The sequence below is a fragment of the Bacillus cereus group sp. MYBK139-1 genome, from assembly GCF_051916915.1.
Taxonomy (GTDB): Bacteria; Bacillota; Bacilli; order Bacillales; family Bacillaceae_G; genus Bacillus_A; species Bacillus_A pacificus.
Genome location: NZ_JBQAHO010000002.1, coordinates 311581 through 322885 on the forward strand (window position 1 = coordinate 311581; position 11305 = coordinate 322885).

Consider the following 11305-nt stretch of genomic DNA (forward strand, 5'->3'; position numbering starts at 1 on the left):
GGGACGGTGAAAGCCTGATGAGGAGGTATATGTGAAGAACACCTTGGAGTTGCTAACCGAAATTGAATCTTGTATTCAAGAGTAGACTTAGACGGGAATCCGGCCTGTTACAAACCGGGAAGTATGTATTACATACGAGTTAAAGTTGGTCTTTATGACAAATTGGGTGGTACCGCGAAGTTTAACCTTTCGTCCCTTTATGGATGAAAGGTTTTTTTGTATTTAAATATATCAGCAAAGGAGAATTTCACTATGGAAAACACATTAGTAAAAAGTCTGTATAGAGATACAGATAAATACGCAGGTCAAACAGTACAAGTATCAGGGTGGATTCGTAACTTACGTGATTCAAAAGCATTTGGTTTCATCGAATTAAACGACGGTAGCTTCTTCAAAAGCGTTCAAATCGTTTTCGATACAGAATTAGATAACTTCAAAGAAATTGCAAAACTTCCACTTAGCTCTTCAGTTAAAGTGGAAGGTAAAGTAATTGCAACGCCTGGAGCGAAACAACCATTTGAAATTAAAGCAGAAAAAATCGATATCGAGGGCTTATCAGATTCTGATTACCCACTTCAAAAGAAACGTCATACGTTTGAATACTTACGTACAATCGCTCACTTACGTCCAAGAACAAATGCATTCTCTGCAACGTTTCGCGTACGTTCTATCGCAGCGTTTGCGATTCACCAATTCTTCCAAGAGCGTGGATTCGTACATGTTCATACACCTATCATCACTGGTAGTGATACAGAAGGTGCTGGCGAAATGTTCCGCGTAACAACGCAAGATTTAAACAACGTTCCAAAAGGTGAAGACGGACAAGTTGATGAATCAAAAGACTTCTTCGGCAAAGAAACAAACTTAACAGTAAGTGGACAGCTGAACGCTGAAGCTTATGCATTAGCATTCCGTGATGTATACACATTCGGACCTACATTCCGTGCAGAAAACTCAAACACAACTCGTCACGCTGCTGAGTTCTGGATGGTTGAGCCTGAGATTGCATTCGCTGAACTAGGTGACGTAATGAACCTTACAGAAGATATGCTGAAATATGCAATGAAATACGTATTAGAGCATGCACCAGAAGAAATGGAATTCTTCAACAGCTTCGTTGATAAAACAGTTCTAGAGCGCATGAACAACGTAATCAACTCTGACTTCGGTCGTATCACTTATACAGAAGCAATTAAAGTACTTCAAGAATCAGGTGCTGACTTCAAATACCCAGTAGAATGGGGAATTGACTTACAAACAGAGCACGAAAGATACTTATCAGAAGAAATCTTCAAACGCCCTGTATTCGTAACTGACTATCCGAAAGACATTAAAGCATTCTACATGCGCTTAAATGACGACGGTAAAACAGTGGCTGCTACTGACCTTCTAGTTCCTGGCATCGGCGAATTAATCGGCGGAAGTCAACGTGAAGAAAGAATGGACGTTTTAGTAGACAGAATTAAAGAATTAGGTATGAACGAAGAGGACTACTGGTGGTACTTAGAACTTAGAAAATACGGCGGTACAAAACACGCTGGATTCGGTCTAGGTTTCGAGCGCTTCCTAATGTACATCACTGGCATGGCTAACATCCGTGACGTAATTCCATTCCCAAGAACTCCAGGTTCTTCTGAATTCTAAAATATGAAAAAAGCGAGAGGATTTCCTCTCGCTTTTTATTTTGTATAGTTTATTCTCCCGTAGCAAAAAGTAACGCGAAGGGGTGAATATAAATGAGTAAAAAAGTGAAAAAAGATCATTCAAGATCGGGCCTAGGTTCTCCAGAAGTAGAAGGACAAGGAACGACGACACATGAAACAGGTTCTCATAAAGTACCTTCATCAAATAAGAAGCAAAAACGAAGCTAACATAAAAAAGGAGGGTCTTGGCGACTCTCCTTTTTTATATATTACATCTTCTTATCGTTAATTTCTTTTGTAATGTTATCCACATCTTTGTCTAATCGATCTAAATAGAAAAACCACAGTAAGCTCATGAACACGTAATAGATTGCCATCACGCCAAGATTATCAGATATATTTTGAAATGTAGATTTAGTAGTGAAAAAAGCTCCCCAAATGGTAGAAATAGTGAGGTAAGAAAGAGGACCTACGATGTGTACGAAAGCATATAATACCTTTTTTACTTTTACAGCGTTCATATGAAAAACCTCCTTTTTCTAATCATACATTCAAGTTCCTCACAGAAGTGTTGCAGTTTTGCTGGATTATGTATTAACAAGCGGGCATCGTGTTTCCCGATAAATCTTCGAATCCGAAAGTTTAATAAGAAAGACCGGCAAGTTTAATAAGAAAGACCGGCCGTAACGCTCTATTAAATCGTTGAACTCTGTTTTCTCACTGAGCAGCTGAATGTTTTCTCTAATTTCAAACTGTCTTTCGTGTGGATCGCCTAGTAAAATATTTAGAATCATTTGTAGAAGTAGCAATGGGAATCTCCTCCTATGTTAGAATAATCTGTATATTATAATTATAACAAAACTATAAGGACAATAGTAGGGTGAAACAAAAAACAGGAGTTTGTAGGCTCCTGTTTTTGTCGATACTATTTTAATAAGCGAAACGCCTTCTCTGTATTAGCAAAATGCAGTTTCACAAACTCAGGTAATCGCTCTTTACCAAGCTTTTGAATTAATTTAGCAGCGGCGATATCAACTTGTTTACCAGCACCCTTTGGAAGCGGCATACCAGCTTTTTTACTTAGTTCGTCAAACTGTTTTACGAATGAGTAACGAGCTAAAATGGAAGCAGCGGCTACTGCTAAATGTACACTTTCACCTTTCGTCGCGAAATAAACATTTTCACGCTGTACCTGTTTTTGTTTAGCTAAATATTTGTAGTATGTATCAGGTTGTGTAAATTGGTCGATTAAGACGCCTTCAGGTTTTGTAGGTGCAATTTTAGCTAATAAGTTTGTAATAGCTTTATTGTGTAGTAAAGCTTTTAACTTACCTTGGTTGTTTCCTTTATCAAATAGCTCGTTATATTTTTCGTTATGAAGGACGAGAGAGCTGTAAGGAACAACGTGAAGAAGTTGTTTCGCAATGGCAGTAATTTGGTCGTCATTTAAGTTTTTAGAGTCTTTTACACCAAGCTCTTTTAGTAGTGGGATTTGCTTTGCATCCACATATACAGCAACTACTGTCATCGGTCCGAAGAAATCACCAGTACCCACTTCATCTGACCCTACGATTGACATTGTACCGATGGAAGCAGGCGGTGCATAACGGTGTGAATCGACAGATTTTTTTACAGCTGTTTTTGGAGTTTGGGAGACAGTTTGCCAACGGGCAGCTTCTGCTTCAGCACGTCCACCTTGGAACATTACTTTTCCGGATTTATACGCTGTAATGGTGCACGACGGCACTTTTGCCATGAAGATTCCGCCTTGCGGAGTTTTCGGGCTAAGCGAATGTTTATATTGTTGTTTCATGTCTTCAATTACTGTAGAACTTGTTTGAATTACGATAGAATTTGACATAATGTTCGCCCCTTTTTTTATATTGTTATTTTTATCATATCGGATTGTTCTTTCTGTTTCCATATTATGAAGGTTCATGGTATGATAAACTTTAGGATTCTGTACGTGATTGGAGGCCGGTGAGTTGTCACAACAAAAGGGAAAGAAAAGTCGAATTAATGTAGAAATCTATGGTCAGCAATATTCAGTTGTTGGCGATGAAAGTACAAGTCATATCCGCATGGTAGCAGCGATTGTGGATGATAAAATGCGCGAACTCAATGCCAAGAATCCTTCGCTTGACACGAGTAGACTAGCGGTATTGACGGCGGTAAACGTCATACACGATTACATAAAATTAAAAGAAGAACATGAGAAATTGAAAGAAAGTATGACAAAAAAAGGAATGGAATAACATGATTGATATTATTATCATTTTACTGCTTGTTATGGGATTTTTCCTCGGCTTACGCAGAGGGTTTATTCTGCAACTTGTAAAGTTAACAAGCTTTATTATCGCATACCTTGTTGCATACTGGTACTGTAAAGATTTAGCGCCAGCACTTGCGAAATTTATTCCGTATCCATTTGATAAAAACGTATCTGTTCCAGAATGGATTGATGCAAATAATATTGAGACAGTATTTTATCAAGCGCTTGCGTTTATCATATTGTTTATTATCACAAAAATTGCACTTTCATTACTTGGTAATTTGTTAAATATGTTTGCAGAAATACCGGTTTTAAAGCAAGTAAATGCGTTTGCGGGGGCAATCCTCGGGTTTTTAGAAGTATATATTATTTTGTTTGTCTTAATTATCATTGGGAACATTCTTCCGATTGAACAATTACAAACACCATTACAACAATCATCAATTAGCAAAATAATTGTAGACGATACACCGATTCTCTCTGAAAAGGTGAAGGAACTATGGCAGACAGGTAGCAGAGTATAACTTCTCTTTTTTCGGAAAGAGAAGTTTTTTTCTATGAAAGAAAGGCGGGACAATGATGAAAGTAAATAAAAAACAAGTGATTAAATTATTAGAGACAATCGGGCTTTTTATGGAACTAAAGGGCGCGAATCCATTTAAAATATCTGCATTTCGTAAAGCGGCAGCAGCATTAGAAAGTGATGATCGTAGTCTTTCTGAGATTGAAGATTTCACGAAGATTCCGGGCATTGGAAAAGGAACAGCGGCAGTTATTCAAGAATATATAGAATCGGGAACATCTGAAGTATTACAAGAGCTTGAACAAGAAGTGCCAAGTAGCTTATTACCTTTATTAAAATTGCCGGGCCTTGGTGGTAAAAAGGTAGCTAAGTTATATAAAGAACTTGGTGTTGTTGATATGGAATCGCTAAAAGCGGTTTGTGAGGAAAATAAAGTACAAGCTTTAGCTGGTTTCGGTAAGAAGACAGAAGAGAAAATATTAGAAGCAATCGATCAAGTAGGATCTCGTCCGGAGCGTTTACCAATCGCGATGGTATTGCCTATTGCCGGGGAAATAGAGGAGAAATTGTCGAATATTGCTGAGGTAATTCGTTTCTCGCGCGCTGGCAGTTTGCGCCGCGTTCGTGAAACAGTGAAAGATTTAGACTTTATCATTGCAACGAAAGAACCAGCTGTAGTACGTGAGCATTTACTACAATTTGATAATATGATTGAAGTAATCGCGAGCGGGGATACGAAAGTTTCTGTTCGTCTTCAATATGAATATGATATTTCAATTGATTTCCGTTTAGTAAAACCAGAAGAGTTTATTACAACTCTTCACCATTTCACAGGATCAAAAGACCATAACGTAAAAATGCGTCAAATTGCAAAAGATAAAGGCGAGAAAATTAGCGAGTACGGTGTAGAGAACTTGGAAACAGGTGAAGTGAAAACATTCGAGACGGAAGAAGAATTCTTTGCTCATTTCGGTCTTCCATTTATCCCGCCAGAAGTGCGTGAAGATGGAAAAGAAATTGAATTAATTAAAGAGTATCCAAACTTAATTCAGTTCTCTGATATACAAGGTGATTTACATATGCATACAACATGGAGTGACGGTGCTTTTTCTATTGAAGAGATGGTACAAGCGTGCCGTGCTCGTGGATATAAGTTTATGGCAATTACTGATCACTCACAATACTTGAAAGTAGCGAACGGTTTAACGAAAGAGCGCCTTCGTGAACAAGCGAAAGAAATTGAACGTATGAACGAAAAGTATCCAGACATTACAATTTTACGCGGGATTGAAATGGACATTTTACCGGATGCTTCGCTTGATTTTGATGATGAAGTATTAGCAGAATTAGATTATGTCATTGGAGCAATTCACTCGAGCTTCTCACAAGACCGTGAAACGATTATGAAACGTCTTCGTGTGGCGCTAGAGAATAAGCATGTCACAATGATTGCTCATCCGACAGGACGTCTTCTTGGACGCCGTGAGGGTTATGATGTAGATACAGACTTATTAATCGAACTCGCAAAAGAAACAAATACAGTTTTAGAATTAAATGCAAATCCAAACCGTCTAGATTTAAGCGCGAAATTATTAAAACAAGCACAAGATGCTGGTGTAAAAGTAGCGATTAATACGGATGCTCATACACTTGAAATGTTAGAAGATATGGAAACAGGTGTAGCGGCAGCGCGTAAAGGTTGGATCCAAAAAGATAACGTGATTAACACGTGGGATATTGAACGTTTATTAGACTATATTAAACGTAATAAGTAACACAAGGGGGACCTGCAACATGTTAGAAAGAACGTTGCGTGTATTAGAATACAATAAAGTAAAAGAACAATTACTTGAACATACAGCATCTTCACTTGGTCGTGACAAAGTGAAGCATTTAGTGCCGAGCACTGATTTTGAAGAAATTGTAGAAATGCAAGATACAACGGATGAAGCAGCGAAAGTCATTCGTTTAAAAGGTAGTGCACCATTAGGCGGTATTACGGATATTCGCTCAAATGTAAAGCGTGCAAAGATTGGAAGTATGTTAAGCCCAAATGAACTACTTGATATTGCGAATACGATGTATGGTAGTCGCAATATGAAACGTTTCATTGAAGATATGATTGATAATGGTGTCGAGCTTCCCATTTTAGAAACTCATGTCGCTCAAATTGTATCTTTATATGATTTAGAAAAGAAAATCACAAATTGTATCGGTGATGGCGGGGAAGTAGTCGATAGTGCAAGTGATAAACTGCGTGGTATTCGTACTCAAATTCGTACTGCGGAAAGCCGTATTCGTGAAAAGTTAGAAAACATGACGCGTTCTTCAAACGCGCAAAAGATGCTGTCTGACTCGATTGTAACGATTCGTAATGAACGTTACGTAATCCCAGTAAAACAAGAATATCGCGGCGTATATGGCGGTATTGTTCACGATCAGTCAGCTTCTGGACAAACGTTATTTATTGAACCGCAAGTCATTGTAGAATTAAATAACGCGCTTCAAGAAGCACGTGTGAAAGAAAAACAAGAAATCGAACGCATCTTATTGATGTTAACAGAAGAAGTGGCAGTAGAAGCCGATATCGTTTTATCAAATGTAGAAGTAGTTGCAAATCTTGATTTCATCTTTGCGAAAGCTTTTTATGCGAAGCGAATTAAAGCAACGAAACCGATTGTAAATAACGAGCGTTATATGGATTTAAGACAAGCTCGTCATCCGCTAATCGATCCAGAAATTATTGTGCCAAATAATATTATGTTAGGGAAAGATTTCACGACAATTGTTATTACAGGACCGAATACAGGTGGTAAAACAGTTACGCTGAAAACAGTTGGTATTTGTGTGTTAATGGCACAATCTGGTCTTCACATTCCAGTAATGGATGAGTCAGAGATTTGTGTATTCAAAAATATCTTTGCTGATATCGGTGATGAGCAATCGATTGAACAAAGTTTAAGTACGTTCTCCTCACATATGGTGAACATTGTTGATATTTTAGAAAAAGCTGATTTCGAAAGCTTAGTTTTATTCGATGAATTAGGTGCTGGAACAGACCCGCAAGAAGGGGCTGCACTAGCCATTTCCATTTTAGATGAAGTATGTAATCGTGGTGCTCGCGTTGTTGCTACGACGCATTATCCAGAATTAAAAGCATACGGATACAACCGTGAGCAAGTTATTAATGCGAGCGTTGAGTTTGACGTAAACACGTTAAGCCCAACGTATAAATTATTAATCGGTGTACCAGGACGTAGTAATGCCTTTGAAATTTCGAAACGCCTTGGATTATCTGATCGCGTCATTGATCAAGCGCGTAACCACATTAGTACAGATACAAACAAAATTGAAAATATGATTGCGAAGTTAGAAGAAAGTCAAAAGAACGCAGAGCGTGATTGGAACGAAGCAGAAGCGCTTCGCAAGCAATCTGAAAAACTGCATCGCGAATTACAACGTCAAATTATTGAATTTAACGAAGAACGTGATGAACGATTATTAAAAGCGCAAAAAGAAGGAGAAGAAAAAGTCGAAGCTGCAAAGAAAGAAGCAGAAGGCATTATTCAAGAACTTCGTCAATTGCGCAAAGCACAGCTTGCAAACGTGAAAGATCACGAGCTAATTGAAGCGAAGAGCCGTCTAGAAGGCGCAGCGCCAGAGCTTGTGAAGAAACAAAAGGTAAACGTGAAAAACACTGCGCCGAAACAACAGTTACGCGCGGGAGATGAAGTAAAAGTATTAACGTTCGGTCAAAAAGGTCAATTACTTGAAAAAGTAAGCGATACGGAGTGGAGCGTACAAATCGGTATTCTGAAGATGAAAGTAAAAGAGTCTAACATGGAATACATTAACACACCGAAGCAAACAGAGAAAAAAGCAGTTGCAACAGTAAAAGGTAGAGACTATCACGTTTCATTAGAACTTGACCTTCGTGGTGAACGATTTGAAAATGCAATGGCGCGCGTTGAGAAATACTTAGACGATGCCCAGCTTGCAAGCTATCCTCGCGTATCAATCATTCATGGTAAAGGAACAGGAGCACTTCGCCAAGGTGTACAAGATTACTTGAAGAAGCATCGCGGTGTGAAAACATTCCGTTACGGTGATATGGGCGAGGGAGGCCTAGGCGTAACAGTTGTTGAATTAAAATAGAAAACAACGAAACAAAGGGGAAACCATTATATGTTTATGGACAAACTTGCAAAAGTATTGTTAGCTTGTTGCGGAATATTTTTGGTGATTGGGGTTATTTATTTAGTTGTTTTTGCGAAGTAAACGAGCGTCAATCGTGGCATAATGATATTGCCATAGATTGACGCTTTTAATATATATGAAAAGGAATAAGCTATGAAAATCAACCAATACATAAGCGAAGCAAAATCTTGCTCAAGACGTGAAACAGATCGCCTTATTAAAGCTGGACGCGTGGCGATTAACGGCGAAATATGTACGCACGGTGCACTCGTGGGCGATGGTGATGTTGTAACGATTGATGGGCAGGTTATTGCAAAAGAAGAGAAAGAAAAGGTGTATATCGCCTTTCATAAGCCAGTTGGTATTACTTGTACAGCAGCTGATCATATTGAGGATAATATTATTGATTATATTAATTACCCTGAGCGTATCTTTCCTGTTGGAAGATTAGATAAAGCGTCAGAAGGCCTTATCTTATTAACGAATGACGGCGGCATTGCGAATCAAATTTTACACGGTGATCATGAGCATGAGAAAGAATATGTTGTCACAGTCGATAAACCTTTTACAGATTGGTTTATTGATGAGATGTCCAGCGGTGTAAAGATTAAAGATGGGATGACGAAGCCGTGTAAAGTGACGAGGGTTGATCAGTCTACATTTCGAATCGTTTTAACGCAAGGAATGAACAGACAGATTCGTAGAATGAGTCGGGCTTTCGGGTTTACTGTAACAAAGTTAAAGAGAGAACGCATTATGAATATAGAGCTAGACGATCTTGAAGTGGGAAAATGGCGAAACATTACAGATGGGGAATTAGAAATATTAATAGGACAGCTATAGGGAGGAAAAATTTTCTCCCTATATTTTTTTGTCAGAAAAAATAAAACTATTGATTTTTTAAAAAATAGCCCATATAATAAAAAACAACAAGTTTCGACAAGATATTTTATAAAAGTAATGATGAGGACATGAGTTGTATTTTACGATTCTCAGAGAGGGAAGCCTTAGGCTGTGAGCTTCCTAATACGAAAAGACAAGCTTACCACCTCTAAACTTCAAGAGTGAACTGCATACATGATGCATTGTAATTCTTGGCGGATAAAACCGTTATCAATTTACACGAGCTATAAAATGAGCTTATTTCGTTATAAATTCATTTTATTAGAATAAGGGTGGAACCACGATTTCAACACTCGTCCCTTTGTTAGGGACGGGTGTTTTTTGCGTTCTTTTACGGGGAAGTATGCTTGAAAGAGGATATGTGACGGAATTTAATTCAGAATATTTTGTTAATTCATGATTATTATGTAGGAGGTCAGTAGAAATGAAATCATCTTTAAAGTTTTCTGAGATGTTTGCAATAAGTTTAATGTTATTTGCACTATTTTTTGGTGCGGGTAATATGATTTTTCCACCAGCATTAGGACAAGGCGCTGGAACAGATGTATGGATCGCGCTATTTGGTTTTGTCGTAACAGGCGTTGGATTGCCTTTATTAGGAGTTATCGTTATAGCTTTAAAGGGAGATATTAATGAGCTAGCAGGACGTGTACACCCTATATTCGCACTAGTTTTTATTACTGCAATTTATTTATGTTTAGGCGTATTCGTAAGTGTGCCGCGTACAGGAACGGTTGCTTATGAAATGAGTGTTGCACCATTTTTACCAAGTGAGATAGCTGGTCAATCGTATCCACTTGTTATTTTTACATTTATTTTCTTTGCTGTAACTTTCTACTTAGCTTTAAACCCATCAAAATTAGTGGGCCGCATCGGTAAAGTATTAACTCCGATTTTATTAGCTGTTATTGCAATTATTGTAGTGAAAGCAATTATTACACCAATTGGAGAATTTGGTGCACCGACAGAAGCATATAATGCTCCGCTCTTTAAAGGTTTTATTGATGGATATTTAACTTTAGATGGACTTGCAGCACTTGTTTTCGGAAATGTTGTTATTAATGCTTTAAAAGCAAAAGGTGTTACAAATAAGAACAGCATTGCAAAAGTAACAATCTTTGCAGGATTTATTGCAGCGCTCGGTTTACTACTTGTTTATTTAGCACTTGCTTATCTGGGAGCTTCTAGTGTGTCTCTTGGAATGGGAGCAAACGGAGGAATTATTTTAACAAACGTTGTAAATCATTTATTTGGTAGTTACGGAACTTTATTATTAGGGATCGCAATTACAGCGGCATGTTTAACAACTTCTGTAGGTATTGTTGCAGCTTGTGGAGAATATTTCTCTTCTTTATTACCAAAACTTTCTTATCAAAAGGTTGTTTTCATTTTCTGCGTATTAGCATTTATGGTAGCGAATCTTGGATTAACTCAGTTAAATGCATTAGCATTACCAATTTTAATTGCAATTTACCCAATTGGTATCGTACTGATTGTATTATCACTTGTTGAAAACTATATTCGCCTTCCTTTAGTCATGTATGTAGGTGGTATTGTAGGAGCATTCATGATCAGCTTCTTTGATGGATTGCACAATGCAAATCTTCAAATTGCGGCATTAGCACCTATTTTGAATAAAATTCCATTATATAGTGTAGGGATTGGTTGGTTCGTTCCTGCTCTAGTAGGAATTGCAATTGGATATGTCATTTCTTTGTTTCAAAAGCAAGAAGTTGCTGTAGAAAAATAGTGAAAAGAGGCTTTCTT

Annotated in this window: 10 protein-coding genes, 1 pseudogene and 2 other annotated features (1 of these 13 cut by a window edge); of the genes and pseudogenes, 8 read left to right on the forward strand and 3 right to left on the reverse strand. The window is 37.8% G+C overall.

What is annotated here, in order from left to right; all coding sequences use genetic code 11:
- Positions 1–200 (forward strand) — a binding site (T-box leader) (it extends 52 nt beyond the left edge of the window).
- 52 nt (positions 201–252) lie between these two features.
- Positions 253–1644 carry an asparagine--tRNA ligase gene (gene asnS, locus ACTFRS_RS12730; RefSeq protein ID WP_000432163.1) on the forward strand — a complete coding sequence of 464 codons (1392 nt, stop codon included), beginning with the start codon at positions 253–255 and terminating at the stop codon, positions 1642–1644.
- A 92-nt stretch (positions 1645–1736) separates the two neighbouring features.
- A complete protein-coding gene (locus ACTFRS_RS12735; protein ID WP_000039588.1) occupies positions 1737–1871 on the forward strand; it encodes a YuzL family protein in 135 nt (44 codons plus the stop codon).
- Positions 1872–1912: 41 nt separating this feature from the next.
- Here ACTFRS_RS12735 and ACTFRS_RS12740 read toward each other — a convergent pair whose 3' ends face one another.
- The 3 genes and pseudogenes from ACTFRS_RS12740 to rnhC form a co-directional block, all read right to left on the reverse strand.
- Positions 1913–2164 carry a hypothetical protein gene (locus ACTFRS_RS12740; protein ID WP_139866472.1) on the reverse strand — a complete coding sequence of 84 codons (252 nt, stop codon included), beginning with the start codon at positions 2162–2164 and terminating at the stop codon, positions 1913–1915.
- Positions 2161–2452: pseudogene (locus ACTFRS_RS12745) on the reverse strand (hypothetical protein). The gene ACTFRS_RS12740 and the pseudogene ACTFRS_RS12745 overlap by 4 nt, the downstream one beginning before the upstream one ends.
- Positions 2453–2568: 116 nt before the next feature.
- On the reverse strand, positions 2569–3504 hold the full coding sequence (gene rnhC, locus ACTFRS_RS12750; RefSeq protein WP_139866474.1) for a ribonuclease HIII: 936 nt from the start codon (positions 3502–3504) through the stop codon (positions 2569–2571).
- Positions 3505–3628: 124 nt separating this feature from the next.
- Between rnhC and zapA the strand changes: the two genes are divergently transcribed.
- From zapA to brnQ6, 6 genes are all read left to right on the forward strand, one after another.
- Positions 3629–3898, forward strand: a complete 270-nt coding sequence (gene zapA / locus ACTFRS_RS12755; RefSeq protein WP_000082701.1) for a cell division protein ZapA — start codon at positions 3629–3631, stop codon at positions 3896–3898.
- Position 3899: 1 nt separating this feature from the next.
- Entirely contained in the window at positions 3900–4439 is a 540-nt protein-coding gene (locus tag ACTFRS_RS12760; RefSeq protein WP_000565408.1) for a CvpA family protein, read from the forward strand.
- Positions 4440–4494: 55 nt separating this feature from the next.
- Positions 4495–6213 (forward strand): DNA polymerase/3'-5' exonuclease PolX, encoded by a 1719-nt coding sequence (gene polX, locus ACTFRS_RS12765; protein WP_439195068.1) that lies wholly within the window; start codon positions 4495–4497, stop codon positions 6211–6213.
- Between the two features lie 19 nt (positions 6214–6232).
- Complete coding sequence (locus ACTFRS_RS12770) at positions 6233–8593, forward strand: endonuclease MutS2 (protein ID WP_139866476.1); 2361 nt, start codon at positions 6233–6235, stop codon at positions 8591–8593.
- A 195-nt stretch (positions 8594–8788) separates the two neighbouring features.
- Positions 8789–9478: a 23S rRNA pseudouridine(2604) synthase RluF gene (locus ACTFRS_RS12775; protein WP_139866477.1), complete on the forward strand. Its 690-nt coding sequence runs from the start codon at positions 8789–8791 to the stop codon at positions 9476–9478.
- Between the two features lie 108 nt (positions 9479–9586).
- Positions 9587–9842 (forward strand) — a binding site (T-box leader).
- A gap of 120 nt (positions 9843–9962) precedes the next feature.
- Positions 9963–11288: a branched-chain amino acid transport system II carrier protein BrnQ6 gene (brnQ6, locus tag ACTFRS_RS12780; RefSeq protein ID WP_139866478.1), complete on the forward strand. Its 1326-nt coding sequence runs from the start codon at positions 9963–9965 to the stop codon at positions 11286–11288.
- Positions 11289–11305: the final 17 nt, after the last annotated feature.